Source organism: Rickettsiella massiliensis 20B (assembly GCF_000257395.1).
GTDB classification, from domain to species: Bacteria; Pseudomonadota; Gammaproteobacteria; order Diplorickettsiales; family Diplorickettsiaceae; genus Diplorickettsia; species Diplorickettsia massiliensis.
Genome location: NZ_AJGC01000001.1, coordinates 382,369 through 403,862 on the forward strand (window position 1 = coordinate 382,369; position 21,494 = coordinate 403,862).

General features: G+C 41.3%; 22 protein-coding genes and 3 pseudogenes. 12 read left to right on the forward strand and 13 right to left on the reverse strand.

What is annotated here, in order from left to right; translation table 11 throughout:
• The first annotated feature begins 17 nt into the window (after window positions 1-17).
• Window positions 18-473, forward strand: a complete 456-nt coding sequence (gene rlmH, locus S3O_RS0102195; protein WP_268869431.1) for a 23S rRNA (pseudouridine(1915)-N(3))-methyltransferase RlmH — start codon at window positions 18-20, stop codon at window positions 471-473.
• A 14-nt stretch (window positions 474-487) separates the two neighbouring features.
• Here the strand turns inward: rlmH and S3O_RS0102200 are convergent, their stop codons facing one another.
• From S3O_RS0102200 to glyA, 9 genes and pseudogenes are all read right to left on the reverse strand, one after another.
• Window positions 488-961 carry a phosphatidylglycerophosphatase A family protein gene (locus S3O_RS0102200; protein WP_010597422.1) on the reverse strand — a complete coding sequence of 158 codons (474 nt, stop codon included), beginning with the start codon at window positions 959-961 and terminating at the stop codon, window positions 488-490.
• A 268-nt stretch (window positions 962-1,229) separates the two neighbouring features.
• Complete coding sequence (locus S3O_RS0102205) at window positions 1,230-1,439, reverse strand: hypothetical protein (protein WP_010597423.1); 210 nt, start codon at window positions 1,437-1,439, stop codon at window positions 1,230-1,232.
• A complete protein-coding gene (locus S3O_RS0102210; protein WP_010597424.1) occupies window positions 1,433-1,750 on the reverse strand; it encodes a hypothetical protein in 318 nt (105 codons plus the stop codon). Before S3O_RS0102210 ends, S3O_RS0102205 begins: the two co-directional genes overlap by 7 nt.
• 17 nt (window positions 1,751-1,767) lie before the next feature.
• Window positions 1,768-4,059 carry a hypothetical protein gene (locus tag S3O_RS0102215; protein WP_010597425.1) on the reverse strand — a complete coding sequence of 764 codons (2,292 nt, stop codon included), beginning with the start codon at window positions 4,057-4,059 and terminating at the stop codon, window positions 1,768-1,770.
• A complete protein-coding gene (locus tag S3O_RS0102220) occupies window positions 4,059-5,015 on the reverse strand; it encodes a hypothetical protein (RefSeq protein ID WP_192805856.1) in 957 nt (318 codons plus the stop codon). Before S3O_RS0102220 ends, S3O_RS0102215 begins: the two co-directional genes overlap by 1 nt.
• 118 nt (window positions 5,016-5,133) lie before the next feature.
• Window positions 5,134-6,108: a thiamine-phosphate kinase gene (gene thiL / locus S3O_RS0102225; RefSeq protein WP_010597427.1), complete on the reverse strand. Its 975-nt coding sequence runs from the start codon at window positions 6,106-6,108 to the stop codon at window positions 5,134-5,136.
• Window positions 6,109-6,126: 18 nt separating this feature from the next.
• Window positions 6,127-6,576, reverse strand: coding sequence for a transcription antitermination factor NusB (nusB, locus tag S3O_RS0102230; RefSeq protein ID WP_010597428.1), 450 nt, complete (start codon window positions 6,574-6,576; stop codon window positions 6,127-6,129).
• The gene (gene nrdR, locus S3O_RS0102235; protein WP_010597429.1) at window positions 6,554-7,051 is read right to left on the reverse strand and encodes a transcriptional regulator NrdR; all 498 of its coding nucleotides are present in this window, start codon (window positions 7,049-7,051) and stop codon (window positions 6,554-6,556) included. Before nrdR ends, nusB begins: the two co-directional genes overlap by 23 nt.
• A gap of 181 nt (window positions 7,052-7,232) precedes the next feature.
• A pseudogene (gene glyA / locus S3O_RS13310) lies at window positions 7,233-8,490 on the reverse strand (serine hydroxymethyltransferase).
• Between the two features lie 652 nt (window positions 8,491-9,142).
• Here glyA and ettA point away from each other — a divergent pair.
• The 8 genes and pseudogenes from ettA (at window position 9,143) to S3O_RS20265 (ending at window position 15,453) form a co-directional block, all read left to right on the forward strand.
• Window positions 9,143-10,722, forward strand: a pseudogene (ettA, locus tag S3O_RS17935) (energy-dependent translational throttle protein EttA).
• Window positions 10,723-10,793: 71 nt separating this feature from the next.
• Entirely contained in the window at window positions 10,794-11,060 is a 267-nt protein-coding gene (gene tsaE / locus S3O_RS15085) for a tRNA (adenosine(37)-N6)-threonylcarbamoyltransferase complex ATPase subunit type 1 TsaE (protein WP_010597434.1), read from the forward strand.
• Window positions 11,061-11,303: 243 nt separating this feature from the next.
• Complete coding sequence (locus S3O_RS15090; protein ID WP_010597435.1) at window positions 11,304-11,921, forward strand: glycosyltransferase family 2 protein; 618 nt, start codon at window positions 11,304-11,306, stop codon at window positions 11,919-11,921.
• A 22-nt stretch (window positions 11,922-11,943) separates the two neighbouring features.
• Window positions 11,944-12,330 carry a GtrA family protein gene (locus S3O_RS15095; RefSeq protein ID WP_192805857.1) on the forward strand — a complete coding sequence of 129 codons (387 nt, stop codon included), beginning with the start codon at window positions 11,944-11,946 and terminating at the stop codon, window positions 12,328-12,330.
• A gap of 384 nt (window positions 12,331-12,714) precedes the next feature.
• Window positions 12,715-12,873: an ATP-binding protein gene (locus S3O_RS17700; protein WP_192805895.1), complete on the forward strand. Its 159-nt coding sequence runs from the start codon at window positions 12,715-12,717 to the stop codon at window positions 12,871-12,873.
• Window positions 12,833-13,522 carry a DNA mismatch repair endonuclease MutL gene (gene mutL, locus S3O_RS19385; RefSeq protein WP_010597438.1) on the forward strand — a complete coding sequence of 230 codons (690 nt, stop codon included), beginning with the start codon at window positions 12,833-12,835 and terminating at the stop codon, window positions 13,520-13,522. Before S3O_RS17700 ends, mutL begins: the two co-directional genes overlap by 41 nt.
• A pseudogene (gene miaA, locus S3O_RS18560) lies at window positions 13,497-15,164 on the forward strand (tRNA (adenosine(37)-N6)-dimethylallyltransferase MiaA); the annotation flags it as partial. The gene mutL and the pseudogene miaA, both read left to right, overlap by 26 nt.
• Window positions 15,165-15,219: 55 nt before the next feature.
• Window positions 15,220-15,453, forward strand: coding sequence for a hypothetical protein (locus tag S3O_RS20265; protein WP_408005653.1), 234 nt, complete (start codon window positions 15,220-15,222; stop codon window positions 15,451-15,453).
• On the opposite strand, the gene S3O_RS0102280 is transcribed toward S3O_RS20265, so the two are convergent.
• The 4 genes from S3O_RS0102280 to S3O_RS0102295 form a co-directional block, all read right to left on the reverse strand.
• The gene (locus S3O_RS0102280) at window positions 15,431-16,210 is read right to left on the reverse strand and encodes an MFS transporter (RefSeq protein WP_010597440.1); all 780 of its coding nucleotides are present in this window, start codon (window positions 16,208-16,210) and stop codon (window positions 15,431-15,433) included. The two genes, S3O_RS20265 and S3O_RS0102280, sit on opposite strands and share 23 nt — an antisense overlap.
• Before the next feature lie 144 nt (window positions 16,211-16,354).
• Window positions 16,355-16,537, reverse strand: a complete 183-nt coding sequence (locus S3O_RS0102285) for a hypothetical protein (RefSeq protein WP_010597441.1) — start codon at window positions 16,535-16,537, stop codon at window positions 16,355-16,357.
• Window positions 16,531-17,106: a non-canonical purine NTP pyrophosphatase gene (locus S3O_RS0102290; RefSeq protein WP_010597442.1), complete on the reverse strand. Its 576-nt coding sequence runs from the start codon at window positions 17,104-17,106 to the stop codon at window positions 16,531-16,533. Before S3O_RS0102290 ends, S3O_RS0102285 begins: the two co-directional genes overlap by 7 nt.
• 164 nt (window positions 17,107-17,270) lie before the next feature.
• Window positions 17,271-18,194, reverse strand: a complete 924-nt coding sequence (locus tag S3O_RS0102295; RefSeq protein ID WP_010597443.1) for a DUF1338 domain-containing protein — start codon at window positions 18,192-18,194, stop codon at window positions 17,271-17,273.
• Between the two features lie 43 nt (window positions 18,195-18,237).
• On the opposite strand from S3O_RS0102295, the gene S3O_RS0102300 reads away from it, so the two are divergent.
• The 3 genes from S3O_RS0102300 (at window position 18,238) to mutY (ending at window position 21,485) form a co-directional block, all read left to right on the forward strand.
• The gene (locus S3O_RS0102300) at window positions 18,238-18,561 is read left to right on the forward strand and encodes an NIF3 1 (protein ID WP_010597444.1); all 324 of its coding nucleotides are present in this window, start codon (window positions 18,238-18,240) and stop codon (window positions 18,559-18,561) included.
• A gap of 131 nt (window positions 18,562-18,692) precedes the next feature.
• A complete protein-coding gene (locus S3O_RS0102305) occupies window positions 18,693-20,294 on the forward strand; it encodes an AsmA family protein (protein ID WP_010597445.1) in 1,602 nt (533 codons plus the stop codon).
• Window positions 20,295-20,405: 111 nt separating this feature from the next.
• Window positions 20,406-21,485, forward strand: coding sequence for an A/G-specific adenine glycosylase (gene mutY / locus S3O_RS0102310; RefSeq protein ID WP_010597446.1), 1,080 nt, complete (start codon window positions 20,406-20,408; stop codon window positions 21,483-21,485).
• Window positions 21,486-21,494 lie beyond the last annotated feature (9 nt).

Here is a 21,494-nt window from a genome sequence, read left to right on the forward strand (position 1 = left end):
CATGAAAAATCGCGATCATTGCGGTCGGAACCCATATGCCCAGCTGGGTTGAAACCGGTTTTGCGGTGTATCAAAAGCGTTTGCTGTCTACATGTACGTTGCAGTTAATTGAAGTTCGAGCCGGTCAGCGCTATAAAAATCAGCCTAAAAGCACATGGATTACCCAAGAAGAAGAAAACTTATTGGCTGCGCTCCCTAAACATACGCGTCTGGTTGCCTTGGATGAACGTGGTCAAAGTTGGACAACGGCACAACTTGCACAACAGCTCCAAGATTGGCGATTAGAGGGTCGCCCCGTTAGTTTCTTGATAGGCGGTGCAGACGGTTTGGGCACACAATGTTTAAAACAAGCCGAGCACATCTGGTCACTTTCGGCGTTGACCCTTCCTCATCCTCTAGTACGTGTCGTATTGATTGAACAAATTTATCGCGCTTTTAGCTTGTTAAACGGTCATCCTTACCACCGTGAATAATCGAAGTTTGAATCTTAAAAGAAAAAATGGCCTAAGAGATGGAGCGCTATCCAAGCATAGACTGCAGCCATTAAATCATCGACCATCACCCCGAACCCTCTCGGTAAATGACGATCCATCCAAGCAATGGGCCAAGGTTTGACGATATCAAAAAAACGAAATAGAAAAAACCCACACACCACCCACCCAACGCCGCTGGGGGCCGCCCACATCGTTAAACCAAACCCACAAATCTCGTCCCACACAATACCCGAATAATCATGGACGCCTAAATCACGCTCGGTGAAATCACAGATCCAAATGCCAAGTAATATCGCGGCAATCAGAATTAAACTATAATTTAGTAACGAAAATGATTGTAAAAGATAATATAAAGGGACAGCGACCAATGTACCGCAAGTCCCTGGCGCAAAAGGAGATAATCCTGAACCAAAACCAAATGCTAAAAAAATAAACGGGATGGGTAAATACTTTACGCACGAGATCATCTGGTCATTGCTTTTTTCTCTTTACAAAAAGATTTCCGGAAGTATAGCGTTTTCCTTTTCACTTATAAACTGATTCACCCACTGGATATACCTTACTATAAAACAATGCATATCTTCTTCTAAACGCGCGCGCCTAAGAATATATAACAGTCGACTCATCCAATAAAGTGCATCATGCTAAACGATGTCTCAGCAATCGTTTGATTAATTGGATGATAAAACATATTGGCAGGAAGAGAAAATAGCCTATGACTTTTTATATTAGGCTTTAAGCGATAAACATCCATTCCTTTTTTAAGCGAAGGTAGAGAAGATTTTTTATCCCAAAAAAATAATCGTGAATTGGCTGAGAAAGTACGTAACAATGATCTTTTTTTCGGCAACTTGGCAAACATCCACTTTTTTCACCAATTAAAGAATGAATTAAGCGATCTTCTAAATTCATTGCACGATTGGCCTCGAGCTGATACGTTAACAAACGTTTTGTCGCAGTGGACTTTTTTCTGTTGCCAACGCATAAACCAATTGCCTTTCATAGACAAATTGGGCCTCCTGTAAAACTTTATCTGTGAAGAATACGACTGCACCGCGATTGCGTAATGCGACATCAGAAGCTGGCTCAGGCAATCCAGTTAACAGTTGTATCATTTCAAGAGTTAACTGTCGTATTTTATCCACAGGAGTCAACCCTTTCGGTGATAAATACTCTGTTCCATCATCAAAAATGTATATTGTTTTTGTCAAATCATTAAGACAATGTACTTTTTTTTCTTGTGGTAATTCAGCCAATGCACTTGTTATTCAACTCAAATTCCAGGAACTTTTGCATCGCTTAGATAAAGAAACCAATGATTAAAGAGTGCTGCAAAAGAGAAACTCTTTGTATAAAGTTTTTCGTAAAACTTCATAATTTCTAAATATTCACTCGGTTGGTTTACTTTAAAAAATCGTTCAAATTTCTGGTAAAAATTGAGAGGAATTGCATCGAGACCGATGATATCTTCAGTTAGTTTTTTGTTTAACATCAAAGTTTCACCAACAGTAAATCGATCGGTTAAACTTTCACCAAAAACACTCTGATACTGTGAAAGGGGAACAAGTGCATCAATAAAATGGTCTAAGTAGTCATTCTCCTGTAACGCTAAGTAACGTGCCTGTTTACGATGTTGATTCCAATGTAGACGCTCTGCAAACGCTTTATGTGCAAAACTATCTAAGAAACGCCGATACATAATACGTTGCTGGAAAAGATAACCGGCTTCACTTAAAATCTTATCTCCTAAATAAACAATCGGACCACGATGCCGTAAACTATGGCTTTTAATGGGATCATTTTCTCCAGTGATTGCGTGTAATAACTCGTGTAAATACACTTGCTCTGGATGAGACGCAACGAGATCATTCTCCTCACTCACATAATAGTGTTTAGAAATTTCAGGATTAGACGACAAGTAAATGATCTTTGTCACAAAATCAGTTCGAGGCACGACTTCATTTCGAATAATAATCGTCCATTTCGCTACAGCCTGATAAGAAACTTCTTGAAAATACTCATTAAATAAACGTCTAAATGTGGGACTTTTCTGGTAAACATTTTCATAAAAGGGGGGGGCATTAGTCCATTGCACGACGTCTTTATCAACCTTAAAAGTAAATTCATCAAAAAAATGTTTAGAAAAATCTTTAATTCGATAATCATTGGCTGAACGAAATACCTTTTCAACAGTTTTCACGGTCAAACGTTCCTTTATTTCGATAAAGCTCAGTTTTTCTAATTCATCTCCTCCACCTTTTAAAAAACCACCTGCATAATATTTTTTTGATTGAATATCTTTAAAAATAAGATGTTTTTTAGGGTCCGCCTCGCCGGTATGCCAACTCACTTCACGATAATAACTCCCTTGTGACTGAATCGGTACTACCCGACCCTCATCGGCCAAATGAATTAAAGGGTAATTTTGCCAGTTCAGTTCTTCACCCTCCAGAATACGTTCTACCAGTCTAGGATAATCCTTAGGTAAATAAATAGGATCGCTAATGAGAAACGGGTCATCATGAGCCTGAATCTCCGCGTTAGAAAAAAACCGTTCGCTTGAGCAACACGCTTTTTGTACAGAATAATGAATAGTTTTAACCGTTACTCGCTCTCTTAATGATAATCCGGTTTGTGATAGCGTTTCTTCAAATTCAACCGGGTTCTTCTGTTCACCTATTGATAATAAATCCAAAGCATCCAATGAAAGAGAAACTGTTCCAATCGCAATCTCGGTGAAACTTTTATCTTCTATCCCTTCACGCAGCATATTTAATGATCCAATGACCGGAATAGTACTAATCCAGGTTTCAATACCATGCATCCAGACACGATGTTGTTCTGTTTCAACCTTGTAATTTTGTACAATACGTTGAGCTTCTTGTACAATCGACTGAGTTGATACTGTTTTTCTTTGTTCGTACAAATTATCGCGTGCTTTTTTTAAAACCCATGATGAAGTAAGTAAATTCTGATTAAACATTTCTTCAGCAGCTTGTAAGGCTTGGCGCGGATAAATTTTTTTTCTTTGATAAGACATAAATTGACCGGTTGCACCGATCCAGTCAACTAATTTTAAAAACTCTTCAATCGGCGTACCAAAATAGGTAGGCGATAAGTTCATAATATTTGCATTAATCACATAGTAACGTTTTTGATAAATTTTATTAATAGGCATACCCAGCTGTTCATGAAGTATCGAAACCACTGTCTGTGTTCGATTAAAATACGGAGGATCAACCAAAATTTTTTTCCAGCATTCATCAAGATAACTAAATATTTTTTGTAGTTTCAAATGATTATCTTCAGGAAAAACTAAATTATTTGATTCAGCTAAGTGCAAAGCCAGTAAAAAACGCGGATTGAGTGGATAGTCTTTTTTACGAAGCCATTGCAACTCGATTGCTCGAAATTGATCAATAAGCTCTTTTTCAGAGTAATGATGATTCGTAACCGTTGCAATCTGATAATAGAAAATACGCTGTAAAACGGATGCAAGCGAATGTCCTAACGAACCAATCGCATAATCTGTACTCTCACCTAAAAGAAAAAATTTTTTACGCATTAATTCTTTTTTTTTGCAAAACTTAAAACATGATATTCTGAAATAGATTCAACCTCTGTACGATTAAGTAGATCCGAAAAATAAAAATCTTTAGCATTCTTAAAACTGATTCCATTAAAATAAACCGATGTACTTATCTGACTCACTGGAAAAACGGGTTTAAATAATTTATCAAGTAATTGCTTTTGATAAATCGCCTCTGATAAATGAACAAAGTAGGTGTGTTCAAATTTGGCCTGTACAAACGTATCATTACCGTTTGCATTATACAATGCACTACCTTGTGTGAGCTTGCGATCAATCAATGCGGCTTCATGGATATGCGTCATCGGTAAAAATCTTCCAATATCAAATACATCCTGTAGTAAACGAAAAGGAAAAGATTGTTGGTAGCGATTTAAGATAGCCTTAAATATTTCTAACGCATCATAAAGCTGTGCGTCGGCCCTTGGCCAATTTATCCAGCGGTTGAGTGTGGTCATTAAACGATCAAGTCGTATTTTAGCAATTACTTCTGGATTGATCTCAATTTCTTGTTCTTCATCTAAATGAAGTAAACAGGCATTGGCCAGCATAAGGTAAGATATGTTTTTTTGTTCATTGAGTGTTTTCGATATAAAAGTACGTGTTAATAATCGCCTTTGTCGACTTTTAAAAAGTCCTTGCCAAGCTACTTGCAACGGTTTTTCACCATAAATGCTTAATAACCGATTCAATGTTTTTTTGTCGGTCACCATCTGACTAAGTATATTTTTAAGGGGAACTTCCTCTTTAAGCTGCAAGCAAGTCATTATGACCGTATCCACTTGAATATCGGGTGTTAAACTCGCCCAATCTTTTGGGCTTAAGTCAATAAATATAGGAGGATGATAAAGCGTCTGAGGCTCAAAACTATGAGTTCCATTCCATGGAGTAGCTAATGTAACGTTTTCGGAAAAAACGGATGGGGTCGTCATTTTAAGTAAGTTGGCTTCCTGCATAACTGTACCTGTATTAAAAAAGAAATGTTTAACTAAAATTAACTTATAATTTAAAATAGATAATATAATCTATTATAGATTATTTTTAAATTAATTACTTCTTTTTAAAATGCTCAAAACCCCTTGAAGGGAAAGAAAAACTATTTTTTTCTGGCGTCAAAACTTGCAGTGAATCACCTTGCGTTATTTCACCAATAAGATGATAAGAACAACCACTATCTTCCAATGCTTCTGCTAAGAAGGATTGTTTCTCTCGAGGCACAGTAAAACACAATTCATAATCATCCCCCGCACTTAATGCCCAAGACCAAGCGCTCGCAGCAGGAAACGTTTTTAAAATAGGGGATAATGGTAATTGCGCCGTTTGGATGATTGCGCCCACTTGACTGGCTTGTAACAAATGCGTTAAATCTGCAGCAAGTCCATCTGAAATATCAATTGCCGCACTGGCCAGGCCGCTTAGAGCAAGCCCACTGGCAACCCGTGGTTCTGGGCGGTTTAATCTTTGCAAAAGAGTCTGTTGTTGTCCGGACGTCAAAGAAAACAAATGGGGATTCTCTAAGCAGGCTAAGGCTAAACCGGCATCACCTAAATGGCCCGTGACATAAATTAAATCACCGGGTTGCGCACCTTGACGCCGTAACACGTTTTGTGGACTGACAAAACCAATGGCTTGAATCGTAATGCTTAAAGGACCTTGCGTTAAATCACCACCGACGAGTTGACAAGCAAAGCGATCCATTAACTGAAAAAAACTTTTGGTAAATCCATCCAGCCAAATGTCTGATAATTCTGGTAAGGTTAATGCCAATAAAATCCAGGCGGGTGTTGCGCCCATCGCCGCCAAATCACTCAAGTTTACCGCAAGCGCTTTGTGAGCGATGTCGGCTGCGCACGTTTGTTCTGGAAAATGTCGCCCACTCACCAACGTATCGGTTGTCATCGCCAAAAGTTGGCCGGGAGGTGGTTGGAGTAAGGCGGCGTCATCCCCTATTCCAAGCTTCACATCCGAGCGTAAGGAATGGGAAGATCGTGTAAAAAAGTGTTGAATCGCTGAAAATTCATTCATGGATTGATTTGGTCGGAATTAGGACCCATTCACTTCTAACGGACGCAATTTTTTTGCTAATGCATGTAAAGTACCATTGACATACTTATAACCTTCTATTGCACCAAACTCTTTGGCAAGTTCAATGGCTTCATTTAAAACGATTTTATAAGGGAGTTCTGGGCACTGTAACAGTTCATACACCGCTAAACGGAGAATGGCACATTCTACTAAGTTCAATTCTTTTAAAGGCCGATCTAAGGCGCTAACTAACTGTTGATCCAAAACAGATTGTTGCGTAATGACTCCTTGAACTAACGCTTCAAAATAAGCCGTATCGACACTCACCATTTCTTCTTGTGCAAGAAACTGTTTTCTTAACTCCACAAAAGAATGCGCGGTTAATTGCCACTGATACAAGGCTTGCATCGCAAAGCGCCGTGCCCGTTGACGTGATTTGAAGGATTTACTTTTTATTTTCGGTTTCATGCGTCGATTTCTTATCAGAAAAATGATGTTGTTTGAGTTGTTCTACCGTTTGGTTAAACGCCTGAATATCTTCAAAGCTTCGATAAACCGATGCAAAGCGTACATAAGCAACCGGATCTAACTCACTGAGCTCCTCCATGACCCACTCGCCCAATTGTCGCGAACTGATCTCACGCTCACCCGAAGAACGTAATCTCTTCACTAGGCGGAGCATGACGCTATCCACCTGCTCGCTACTGATCGGTCGTTTTTCGAGTGCTTTGAGCATCCCAGCACGCAGTTTTTCTTGATCAAACGTACTGCGTGTATTATCGCGTTTAATTACCCGCGGCAACCCTAAATCAGCGGTTTCAAAGCTACTAAATCGTTCATTACAACGTGGGCATTCGCGACGGCGACGGACTTGATGACCATCACTGCTTAGGCGTGAATCAATCACCCGCGTGTCTGCTTCATTACAAAAAGGACAATACATACGGCGGCTATCCTAAAAAAGCGAAACCCAATATCCAACATGACTCGTTTATTTTTGGTTCCACGAACTGAACGCTTTTTGCTAAATAATATCCTTGACTAACATACACGGTTTTTACGCTACGGTGCTTCATGCAGTCAAGAGTATAGAACGCTCCCTCAGTCTAAAAAATGGCTTACGTTCAGGAGTATACTGGAAACTGTCGGCATAAGGCTATGACTTGTTGACGAATTTCCTCAATTTTTTGAGCGATTCTCGATATCATCCAAAATATCGGCGATCCAAGTGGCGACCTGTTTGGCTTCTTTTTCTTGAAGTCCACGTGTCGTCAATGCCGGCGTGCCGACACGCAAGCCGCTGGTGACAAAAGGCGATCGCGGGTCATTCGGTAACATATTTTTATTTAACGTAATGTGGGCTTGTTCTAAGACCTGTTCCGCCTGTTTACCCGTGAACGTTTTTTCCCTTAAATCAACTAAAAACAGATGATTTTGTGTCCCACCGGCCACAATGTTATAACTACGGCCAATTAATACTTCCACCATCGCTTGGGCATTTAGCAACACTTGTTCCTGATAAGAACGAAACTCAGGCGCTAACGCTTCTTGAAAGGCGACGGCTTTCGCGGCAATCACCTGCATCAAAGGTCCCCCTTGTAGCCCGGGGAAAATAGCTGAATTTAATCTTTTCTCAATTTCCGGATTGGCTCTGGCTAAAATCAATCCCCCCCGAGGACCACGGAGCGTTTTATGTGTGGTCGACGTGACAACATCCGCTATCGCAATCGGTGAAGGGTATAAACCCACCGCGACTAACCCTGCAACATGCGCCATATCTACCATTAAATACGCACCTACTTCATCGGCAATCTCGCGAAAACGTGACCAATCGACAAAATGGGAATAGGCCGAAAATCCAGCAATAATCAGCTTCGGGCGATGCGTTCTGGCCAAAGCCGCCACCTGTTCATAATCGATCTGTTGTGTGCACGAATCCACGCCATAGTGAACCGCTTGATAATTTTTGCCGGAAAAACTCACTTTTGATCCATGAGTTAAGTGACCACCGTGTGCTAAATCCATACCTAATAAGGTATCACCGGGATTCAATAACGCCATAAACGCCGCAGCATTGGCTTGCGATCCAGAATGCGGTTGCACGTTGGCATAGTCTGCCTTAAATAATTGTTTAGCGCGGGCGATCGCTAATTGTTCTATCTGATCGACATATTGACAGCCCCCATAGTAACGTTTTCCAGGATAACCTTCTGCATATTTGTTTGTTAATACCGAGCCTTGTGCTTGTAATACACGTGGGCTTGCATAATTCTCTGAAGCAATCAGCTCCAGATGGATTTCTTGACGTTCCACTTCGGCTTGCAGTGCTTGCCAAAGTTCTGGGTCAAATTCTGCAATAGTTTGTGATAATGAATAGGACATAGAAAAACTCTCGCTTAAAATCGAGTCACTGCTTTGAACAGCGCTGAGAGGGTTCAAAATGGAAGTATCCATTTGCATAGCGAAACCTTAACATTCTAAGAGAACGTAGTGTACTGTTTTTAAGAGTCTCGCGCAAAAAAGCCAATTTTATCTAATCATTCATTTAAATCGAATCGAAAGTAAATTAAATTTTTTATTTGGTCACTTACTTTTTTACGATTAAATGCATTTTACTCTATTATCCCTGATTGTTCGCGTATAAAAAATAGCGCTCAATTTGCTTGAGACTATGTCAACAACTTATCCTTTTTCTCTCCTCTCAAAATACCTAAAATCAGGTAGTGAATTGAAAAGAAGTTCAGACAAATTATTACGGATCTCTAACTTTTATTGAGCGATCGCATAAAAAATAAAGCGTTGCAACGCTTGATAGAGCGAAGTAGTTTTCACCTGAACTAAACCAATTTACTAAAAATAAATCACTGATTTTTTAATAGAATTTATTTTTTTCTCTACCTATCGATGCTAAAAGTACACTGCTTGACTGTTTTGGTCTAGAAAAGGGTGTGTAAAAGAGAGATAAAATCTAGTCAGCATCCTGAATTATTGGTAGTATGCGGCCTCAAGTCACTTCATTCGATCAAACTTTTTCATGTCACAACAATATATTTATACCATGCAAGCCGTCAGCAAGATTGTCCCACCACAACGACAAATCTTGAAAGACATTTGGCTTTCTTTCTTTCCTGGCGCCAAAATTGGCGTCTTAGGACTCAATGGTTCAGGAAAGTCGAGCTTATTACGCATTATGGCGGGAATCGACTCTGAATTTACCGGGGAAGCCCGGCCCATGAGCGGTATCAAAATTGGTTATCTACCACAAGAACCGCAATTAGATCCCTCTAAAGATGTGCGTGGCAATGTCGAAGAAGCGATTGCACAAACCAAACAATTATTAGATCAGTACAACGCAATCAGTATGCGGTTTGCAGAACCCTTAAGTGATGCGGAAATGAACCGTTTGATTGAAGAACAAGGCGAATTGCAAACGCAAATTGAAACGCAAGGGGCTTGGGATATTGAGCGCAAACTGGCGATTGCCGCCGATGCCTTGCGTTTACCCCCATGGGAAGCCGATGTCACGCAACTCTCGGGGGGAGAACGTCGACGTGTCGCTTTATGCCGTCTACTTTTGTCTAACCCGGATATGTTGCTTTTAGATGAACCCACCAACCATTTGGATGCAGAAAGGGTACGGTTGTGGCCGTCACCCACGATCGCTACTTTTTAGACAATGTTGCTGGTTGGATTTTAGAGGGATCCCTTACCAAGGCAATTATACCGCTTGGTTAGAACAAAAAGAAAAACGTTTAGCGCTTGAAGAAAAACAACAAGCGGCCCATGAGAAAGCCTTAAAAACTGAACTTGAGTGGGTACGCAGTAACCCGAAAGGCCGCCAAGCGAAAAGCAAAGCGCGTTTGGCACGTTATGAAGAATTAAGCTCACACGATTTCCAAAAACGTGCCGAAACTCAATCCTTGTATATTCCTCCCGGACCTCGTTTAGGTGAAGTTGTATTGGAAGTCACACAGTTAAGCAAAGGCTTTGGATCGCGCAAAATACTTGACCAACTGAGCTTTAGTGTTCCTAAAGGGGCGATTGTCGGAATTATTGGCCCCAATGGAGCCGGAAAATCGACTTTATTTAAGTTTGTTGATGGGTACGGAACAACCGGATACGGGAACAATTCGTCTTGGTGACACCGTAAAAATCGCTTATATTGATCAAAGTCGAGATACCTTGAATCCTGAAAACACGATCTGGCAAGAAATTTCCGAAGGACAAGATATTCTCGCGATTAATCAATTTCAAATTCCTTCCCGCGTTTATGTCGGTCGTTTTAACTTCAAAGGTAGCGAACAACAAAAATTTATTAAAGATCTTTCCGGTGGGGAGCGAAATCGTGTCCACCTAGCAAAACTATTACGCGCCGGTGCGAATGTGTTGCTTTTAGATGAACCGACCAATGATTTAGACGTTGAAACTTTACGCGCACTAGAAGAAGCTTTATTGAGTTTTGCTGGTTGTGCATTGGTGATTTCACATGATCGTTGGTTTTTAGACCGTATTGCGACGCATATTTTAGCGTTTGAAGAAGACGATCAGATACGCCCGGGAAAAGAAGGCACCTCTAAAGAAAAACGCGTAAAATACAAGAAGTTAGAGCAATAATGCGTTGAAGCCGTGGGTATCTTTAACACGCGGCACGCACGAGGTTACTTTTGGAAAGATGAAGGTTTTATATGTCGATCCAGATACTCAAAACGGAAGAAGAAACAAAAAAGCTCGCGCAAACATTAGCGGACTGTTGCTTACTGACAGACAAAATCGTTATTTTTCTGTGTGGTCCGTTGGGCGCGGGGAAAACCACGTTTGCACGTCATTTTATTCAGCATTTAGGTTATAGCGGTGTTGTTCGCAGCCCCACTTACACACTGGTTGAAGAATACCCGCTATCGAAACGACCTCTGTATCATCTTGATCTCTATCGACTGGAACATCCTGGTTAATTGAATGGCCTGAGCGGGCCTCTTCAGTACTGCTCCCACCGGATATACAACTCACTTTCCTAAGTATTGACGAGCAACAACGCCACGTCCAACTCGACGCTTATACGCCATCCGGACAACAAGTACTCGCTCTCCGCACTGCTTGATAACGAATCGGCTCTTCAATGTTTAGATTAACCCGATATTGATGACAAGAAGCTAGCCTCTTGTCATCGTTTTCCTTATACTCAGGAGATTATGTTAATGGATGACACACTCCCCACCCTCTTGATTCCCGCTTACCAGCCGGATGAAAAATTGCTTAGTTTATTGCATGCACTTCGCCAAACCTCTTCTCAACAACGGATTATTGTTGTCGATGATGGTTCGGATCACGATTATGCACCGATCTTTGCAAAAGCACAGAACTATCAGATAGAGCTGTTAAGACATACGTCTAACCAAGGAAAAGGTGAAGCATTAAAAACCGGCTTTAGGCACTGGCTACGTATTGCCACCCCAGATGAACCAGGAATCATCACCGCCGATGCCGATGGGCAACATGCGCCTGAAGATATTCAACATCTGAGTGCAAAATTTTCAAATAATCCACAATCCCTTTATCTTGGAGTGAGGCAGTTTGATCAACAACCGGTACCGTGGCGCAGTCGTTTCGGCAATCAAATCACTCGCTGGACACTTCGTCTTCTGACTAAAACGACTTGGCAAGACACCCAAACGGGTTTAAGAGCAATTCCACGTCATTTAATCCCTGATTTATTAAGCTCTAAAACATCCGCTTATGGAAATGCTCTTAATTGCGAAAAAAAAGAGTACCTCTATTCAACAAATTCCGATCCAGACCATTTACTTAGAAAATAATCGTACCTCGCATTTCAATCCTTTGATTGATTCGATAAAAATCTATTTTGTATTTATTCGTTTTGCGGCGATTTCATTTTTTTCCGCGCTCGTTGATTTTACGCTTTTCTCGTTGATGTACACCCTAAAAAAGAATATTTTTCTCGCGGTATTACTTGGTCGAGCGTTATCCGCCACATTAAACTTTAAATTAAATCAACAATTAGCCTTTCGTAGTCAAAATGCATTATTTCCAGCGATGCTGAAATATACCGGTTTAGCCAGTGTACTTGGACTAATTGCCTATAGCTTCATTCGAATAATCCACGGAATGGGGATGAATATCTATAACAGTAAAATTATTGCTGAGATTGCGTTATTTCTTCTTTCTTTCACGATTCAACGTTTATTTATCTTTAATAAAATGTAAACCACCTTATTTTTTCAGATTTTTTATTGTTACTTGGCTCATTTACCCCAAAACCATCCTCCTCTCTTCTAATGGTTAAGCATTCACATCGATCCTCTCACCCTCTCCCTTTAAAAGAAATAGCGAATATCCAGCAGATGACTGTTATTTTGCCCAGCGGTACCCGTATTAGCAAATAAAAATAGACTCAGTCTAACAAAAATAACTTATAAACTCCGTGAATATTGATGTTTTCCACGAATAGGGTAAAAAACGGTGCGGAGTGATGATTCTTTCTACGGTAAAATTTTGTTAGAATTAAATGCCAATTGAAGTTCACCCATGCCTTCACGTATCCAGCGTTTAGCCCCCCAGCTTGCTAATCAAATTGCAGCCGGAGAAGTTGTGGAACGACCAGCGTCTATCGTTAAAGAATTGATTGAAAACAGTCTTGACGCACAGTGTACAAAAATTAGAGTCGAAGTTGATAAAGGGGGCGTACAACGCATCCGCGTGCGCGACGATGGCCAGGGAATCTATAAAGAAGCGCCATACAACCAGTAAAATTCACTGTTTAACCGACTTAGAAGCGATTCAAACCTTAGGTTTTCGTGGGGAAGCCTTAGCCAGTATCAGCTCTGTCGCGCGACTATACCTGCGTTCGTCGATCGATGATAGTCAACAAGGCTGGCAACTGGCGGCAGATTATCAGCAAAATACGGCGTTAACCCCAATCTCTCATCCCAAAGGCACAACGGTTGAAGTCTGTGATCTCTTTTTTAATACCCCTGCGCGGCGTAAATTTTTACGTAAAGAACAAACCGAGTTTTCGCATATTGAGGAATGGGTCCGTCGTTTAGCTTTAAGCCATTTTTCGACGGCGTTTACCTTACAACATAATAAACGCTCAATTTTTACACTTCCTGTCGCGCACAGCCAAACAGAAAAAGAAAGCCGTATTTCAGTGGTCTGTCACCGTCCTTTTATTGAAAATGCACTCTATTTTGAAGAAGAAAGCCAAACCATGCGCCTATGCGGCTGGATTTCGTTACCGACCTTTTCTCGTTCACAAATGGATCTCCAATACTTTTATGTGAACAATCGGATTGTCAAAGATCGTTTAGTCAACCTATGCAGTAAAACAAGCGTATCAAGATGTCCTGTATCAGGGACGACACCCGGCGTTCATTTTATTTTTAACCTTAAATCCTGAATTAGTCGATGTTAACGCTCATCCCGCTAAGCATGAGGTACGCTTTCGTGAAAATCGCATCGTATATGAGTTTATTAAACAATGCTTACAACGATCCCTGGCTCAAACAAAACCACAAGGGAGTGAACCCTCCTTTCATTCATCGCAATCACCGACGCAAAAGATCGCATTGCACTCTGAACCTGAAACAAAACCCAGCCCTGAATTCACACCCACTCAGTGTTCAGCGCCAGAACCGACTTCTTTTGAGGTAGAGACCACTTCTCATCACGAACCACACGCTTACCCCCTCCCGAGCAAGACAAACGAACACAGTCGATTTTTAGCGCAACCCACACAAACGACGCGTATCGCAAGTCCACAGCGGGCCAGTTATACGTTTGATTTAGCGACCCCACACAATGTACCCACTGAAACGGTTCCACCTTTAGGCTTTGCGTTAGCGCAACTCCATGGGCTGTATATTCTGGCACAAAATCGTTCTGGTCTAGTGTTAGTCGATATCCATGCCGCCCACGAACGGATTGTCTATGAACAACTGAAAAAGGCACTCAAACAAAATCAACTCAAGGCACAACTATTACTGCTCCCAATGACATTAACGCTCACTGAGCACGAAATGAAACTGGTTGAAGAAAATCAAGCTTTATTTGAACAATGTGCGTTTGGTCTCGAATTACTCGGTCCACAAACCATCCGTGTCCGTCGTATTCCGGCCCTGTTATCGACAACAGAGATTGAATCATTAATTCGCGAAGTCATTCATGATTTAAGCGAATATGAAACCAGTGATCGCCTAACCGCTAAAATAGAAGCGTTGTTGGCCAGCCTGGCTTGTCGGAATGCGGTCCGTGCTAACCGAACACTCACTTTATTAGAAATGAATCAGTTACTCCGTGATATGGAAAGCACTGAACGCAGTAATCAATGTAATCACGGTCGTCCAACCTGGAAGCAATTTTCACTCCAAGAATTAGATCGGTTTTTTTACGTGGACGCTAAACCGCTTGTTTTTTGTTTGTTAGGGCCGACGGCCACTGGGAAAACGGATCTCGCTATTGAGTTAACGCAACATTTTCCTTTGGAAATTATCAGCGTTGATTCGGCTATGATTTACCGTGGACTCGATATCGGTACTGCCAAACCGCCCTTGAATCTACGTCAAAAAATCCCTCACCATTTAATTGATATTCGTGACCCTAACGAACCCTACTCCGCCGGTGATTTTAGAGAGGACGCTTTAAACCAGATTCACACGATCGTCGCACAAAAACGTGTCCCGCTGTTAGTCGGTGGCACGATGCTCTATTTTCACGTCCTCCAACATGGCTTAGCCTCGCTCCCCAAAGCCAATGCGCCATTACGCCAACAGTTACAGCACGCTTTACTCGAACAGGGTGCGCTCGCATTACATCAACAATTAGCGATCTTAGATCCAGAAGCAGCGCAACGGATTCATCCCAATGATCCTCAACGCTTACTCCGTGCTTTAGAAGTCATACAACTCACCGGTAAAACGCTTTCCGAACTGCAACAACACACTGTTTCTAAGCCACTTCCTTACCAGTTTGTTAATCTCCTCTTACTGCCGATGGATCGAGCACGCCATCAACAGCAAATTGCGCAGCGTTTTTTAACGATGTTAACGCAAGGTTTTATGGAAGAAGTCGAACAACTCTGGCAACGAGGTGATTTAAATGAAAAACTTACCGTCTATACGCAGCGTTGGCTATCGGCAAGCGTGGCAGTACCGACAAGGAAAATTAACTTACGCCGCTATGCAAGAACACACCATCATCGCCACACGGCAATTAGCCAAACGGCAAATGACTTGGCTGCGCGCTTGGAAAACACCCGATCATCTAATTCCACTGGAAACGACCGAGCCATACCCAGTGCTACAAAGCATTATAGCATCGTACTTAAACTAACTTTACGCACTTTTTTCACAGTCAATTTAAATAAGCTAAACGTTGCAATCATCGCCCCGAACGCTAAATAAGCACCCGGAATTGCTTTATTACCGGTTTTATTAATCAAGGATAATGCCAAAATGGGCGCGGTCCCGCCAAAAAAGGAATAGGCTAAATTATAAGATAATGAACCGAGAGTATAGCGCACAGACACCGGGACCAAATCAATAGTCAATGCTAAAAGTGGGCCTTGAAATGCGCCCGCTAAGCCAGTATTTGATCCGAGTAACAATAAATAATACAGTGGATACGCCAGGACACTCAAACTGATCGCCGACGTAAACATCAAACCTTTTCGACCGATTTTATCGGACAACGTACCAAAGAAAATATCCATAACAATAAGCAGCAACAACATCACGGTGTTAATCGTATGCGCTTGAGTTCGCGAATAATTGAGAATATCCGTTAAGTAAATCGGCATAAAAATAAAGGCTAAATAGGTCACCAGCGCGGAGAATAGATAGAGTCCAATCAGCTGGATCATTAATAACTTATGTGACGCAACAATCAGTTTCAATGGATACTGTTCAACGGCACATTGCTCATGCAAACTCTGAAAGTCACTAGTTTCCATGGTTTTTGCACGAATATAAAACCCAATAAACCCACTGAATGCTGCAAATAAGAAAGCAATACGCCAGCCCCACTGATATAAGCTTTCCCCTTGAAACCACCAAAAAATAAGACTCACCATCAAGGAAGCACAAAGCATACCAATGACAGAGCTCGCCCAAATTAAAGAAGAAAATAAGCCTCGCCGATGCGAGGAAATCGACTCAATAATAAAACAAGCTGAACCAAACGATTCGCCCCTGTAAGAGGCGTAAACTAATTAATAAAATCGGGGCGATAATCCCTATCGACTGGTAAGTCGGTTGAGCAGTAACGCCAAAGAAGGTGCGGCTTGAAAAAATAGTTTTGCCAAAATAGCCGCTAAATAAGCATAAATACTAAAATCGTACCATTCCAAAATCGTGCCACAACACGCTGAAAGAATCGTGCGACGTAACAATCCATTGTCACTTTTTGCTTTTAACATTTTTCCATTGTGTACCAAGTTATAAATTTTTGAAGCGCTTGCTGACGAAAAGAATACTGACTAAATTCCGGAGTATAACGTAATTGAGCCAGGGTTTTATCGGACCCATTGGGCTTGAAAATAGCGGTAAACGGTAATTGTGGATGGCCTGGCTCCGTTTGCGGAGGATGCACCAATGTACCCTGGCAAATCCCTTCAAATAATTGAATTTGTGTGGCATCGATGTAAGCAAGCTGTAAAATAAACTCTGCTTTTGCGTTTTCTTCGACTAACTTAAAAATTCCCTTAAACCCCAAACTACGAAAAATAAATTTGGTTAAGGTGCCTGGGAAATACGGATACGCTTCAAAGAAAATACCGCCATCATCCAACAGAAGCGGTTGTTTAATTTGCGCAAATGCTTTTTTTACTTTATCGGTAACGACGACTTTTTGATCTAAACTTTGTATTTCTTCGATATCCAACGCACAATGCTTAACCTGAAAATTAAGATGTTGCTTCGTAAAAAAATCATCGACCTCTTCAAATTTACCTTGATTCCCGGTGACGTAATATAATTCTTTTACCATTGAATCAGCCTAGTTTTGACAAAAAAGAATAAACTTATTTTTTAATAATAAAAAATTTATCTTGATCCTCAATCATCGCCATTTATATCCTAAAGGATCATGCTTGATTTTAAATAAAATAACAATAGCAAAAAATAACTATTTTTTGCTAATTAAGTAGGCATTTATTTTTTTAATGTTAACGATTCTACAACATAATTGGCTTGTTTTGCGATAAAATCAGTAAAATATGCAGACCACAGCAAGGATTTATCTTCATTGTTTTTTTTAGGATAACGCCATACAAATTCAATAAAACGATCGGCTAATTGACTGGGGCCATCGGCTAAGCGGACATTTTTTTTGATTGCGGCCGTAGAGCTTTGTGCAATCTCTTGCTGTGCACCGCCTTTTATCAGCCCACCCTCTTGATTCAATGGAATCGCCAACGTCGCTTGAATCCATTCATTAAAGACCTGTAGCGACGAAAAATGTTCGATCAGATGAATCGCTAACCCAAAGTGATTGACTTGTCGCCCCATCACTAAGACCCAGGCTAATAATTCATTGTGTTGTTTCACGAATGTAAATTCTTCGACCGTAGGGAGCGGCCAATCCCGTCCTTTAAGATAATCAATCATAAATGTGACCCATTCTTCTGCACACTCTTTATTTTCTAAGGCACGTTTTTTTAAGGCATAGAGTTTTTGTCGATCAAGCGGTCGTGCAAACGCCGCATAATAATCAACGATAGCACGTACTTTGGGAGCTAGCGCCGCACGATAAAAATCCGCAACAACCACTTGTGGCCAAGCTTGTTTCGCCAGTCGTTGTGCTTGGTTTTTTTCGGCTAACCAAACAAACGGATTTTGTTTTTCAGCGAGATAACCTTGTCCACGCACTTCATAATCTATGCTTTGCCAGAGTTCGATTAAAGGTATTCTGCCGGTGTGTGGCCCAGGTAAATCGATAAACGCCACGTGATCCCAAGGGATTACTGTATTATATTGCGTCTGTATGGTTTCATAAATTAAAGAAGCCAAAGGATAATCCAGACAATAATTCTGCCACAGTGCAGAAAACACGCGATCCGCAAATAGATTTGACATAACGCAAACTTACTCAACTAAAAAAATTTGTTATACTGCCAACATGTATAAAATTATGGTTTATATCCCTGTCGAACATCTTGAACCTGTCAAACAGGCGATGTTTGCCCAAGGTGCTGGACAAATAGGGAATTATAAATGCTGTTGTTGGCAAGTTCTAGGACAAGGGCAGTTTTTGCCATTAGCAAACAGCCAACCTACCTTAGGTCAACCCGGCACGTTAGAAACGGTGGCTGAGTATTTAGTGGAAATGGTCTGCGAGGATTTCTGTCTTAAAGCCGTCATACGCGCCTTAATTGAAGCGCATCCTTATGAAGAACCGGCGTATAGTGTTTACCGCTTAGAAACCGTCCCCCTCGCAGATTAATTTCGTTTGTTCAGTTTTCTTTTCTATGAACCGGTTATTTTGATTTTAATGCGTAGCAATTTTAACTCGTTACGATTCAAATAAAACAAGCAAGCAATGTGTTCGCTACGCGAGCCAAAGGAACATAATTTATGAGAAGACTCATCCGTATTGTATTTACTTTGATCCTGGCTGGAGTGACCGGTCGAGAATTACAAATTAAACAAGGGATTTCTTGGTCGATATTTCCTTGGCTCGGCTTGCAGATCCATGACGCAAAATTAGGTAATTTACCTGGTTTTGGCTCAGAACCGTTTGCTGAAGTAAAAAAATTAGCGATTCAAGTCCGCCTACTACCTCTATTACACAAACAACTTGAAATCGGTCGTCTACAAATACAAGACTTCACTGTTCATTTAGTCCGTAATCGGCAAGGCCAAGTGAATTGGCAATGGAATGAAAAATCTCATTCTACACCTCACCAAGTGCAATCATCATCTACCGAAACTCGTGCTACACAGAAACTGAAACCGTTAGGATTTGTTATCGCGGGCGTTGATATGGATGAGGGGCATGTGTTTTTTAATGATCAAATCAAACAACAACATTATGAATTTTCTAATCTATCGCTTAAAAGTGCTAACTTAGCAGCAAACAAAAACACATTTTTTGCCTTACAGTTTGCTTTGCGAATGAATCAAGCGCCGCGCGCTACGAATGTTAAATTAACCAGCCAAATCAACGTCGCCGCCGATGGACAAACTGTCGATTTGCATCCCTTTCGTTTAGAAATTCGCTTGCCGAGCACCGAAAAAGGACCCAAATCACCGCCTATTGTGGTTGCAGCCAACGCTCGGGTCAACTTAGCACAGGCACAACTCAATGCGCCAGAATTAAGTTTAGCTATGGGCCAAAATCAGTTTACTGGCAACTTAACCGGCGAAAATTTATTAAAGAATCCTTCCTGGTCCGGAGTTTTACATACTCAACAGCTACACTGGAATACCCTGACCATACAAAATATTCAGCTTCCTTTTTCCTTTCAAAATAAAACGTTAAGCATCAATCCAATGCAAGCAGATTTCTGTCAAGGGCATTACCAAGGTGATCTCACTCTTTATCTCAATACACAACCCGAACGCTTTATTTCGCATCACCAATTAATGGGCCTGAATCTAGGGCTAGTGTACCAAACCCTGGGTGATGGACGAGCCGTCTATCTGAGCGGCAATGTCAATACGGCCTTTAATTTAGCGAGTCAAGGTAATAACACGCAAACGTTATTAAAAAATTTACAAGGGCAAGGTCAATTTGATTTACAAAATGGAACCTTGCACGGCATTAACTTCTCCTATTGGCTTGCTGTAGGAAAATCGCTTTTACAAAAAAAACCTTTGCCTCCTGCGCAAGGTAACGATACACCTTTTGATGAGTTCAGTGGGCATTTCATCATACGGGATAGTGTTTTCAGTAATAACGATTTGCTCATTCGTAGCGGGCGTTTGCATATTCTTGGAAAAGGCATCATCCATCTTACACAACAACAAGTTAATTATCGACTGCGTGTCCAAACGGTACACAGTGACGGGAGCCCCGATGGTTTGGCCATTCCGCTCAAACTCACCGGTTCATTTGATACGCTGCGTGTTGCACCCACACTCGATGAAAGCGGTGTTGACTTTATTAAAGATCAAATAAAAAATAAGTTGCAAAAACAATTAAAAGAATGGAATCTTAAGAAATTATTTGAATAGAAGAATCGGCTCTGTTCGCTCAGTGCAGGAAAGTAAATTACTTGCGGATAGTTAAATGTAACGCACCAAGACGGTGCGTTACGATTTCTCTTTGTCTAGGCTAACGAGACCATGAATATTACTCCACTTTCTCCTGCTGCCTTTCAACACAGTCTTTTACGCTGGTTTAAGCAACACGGTCGTAAACAATTGCCCTGGAAAACTGATCGCTCACCTTATCGAATCTGGCTTTCAGAAATTATGTTACAACAAACTCAAGTCAAAACGGTGATTCCTTATTTCGGCCGTTTTGTTGAGCGATTCCCGACGATTTGTGCCTTAGCTGCGGCGCCCATCGATGACGTGTTACAGTATTGGGCCGGTTTAGGCTATTATGCACGCGCACGCCATTTACATACGTGCGCACAGCGTATCGTTGCAGACTATCAGGGTGAGTTCCCACGGACACTCGAAGCACTGCAAACGTTACCTGGCATTGGTCGTTCCACCGCGGGTGCGATTTTAGCGTTTGCTTTTGGTGAATCTGCGCCCATTTTAGATGGTAATGTCAAACGCGTCTTGTGTCGTGTCCATGCGCAGACGGGTTGGCCGGGTTTACGTCCGATTGAAGAGGCTTTATGGAAAATCGCCGCGCAATATACCCCACGCCACCAAGTCGCTGAATATACGCAAGCGATCATGGATTTAGGCGCATTAATTTGTAAACGATCCAAACCCGACTGTCTGATTTGTCCGATACAGAAACACTGTTTGGCCTATCAACAATTTGATCCACAGCAATTTCCCACACCCAAACCCAAAACAAGCAAACCGACTCGTTCTATCCGGATGTTATTGTTAATCAATGATCGAAAAGAAATTTTACTCGAAAAACGCCCTGCCTCGGGGATTTGGGGCGGTTTATGGAGCTTACCCGAGTGTAGTTTAACGGAAGATATTCCATACTTCGCCCAAACACACTATGGCTGTCAGCCGAACACCAAACCTTTGCTTTCTTATCCTGTAATTGCACATTCATTTTCTCATTTTCAATTGAAAATTCATCCCATCCAGTTATGGATCAAAAAATGGTCTACCCCAGCCGTGGATTCTCGCGCACTAATCTGGTATAACACTGAGCAACTGACGCCGATTGCCCTGGCTGCTCCGGTTAAAAAGTTATTATCAACCTTACCGTTGCAAAAGATGTAGGCTTAAACG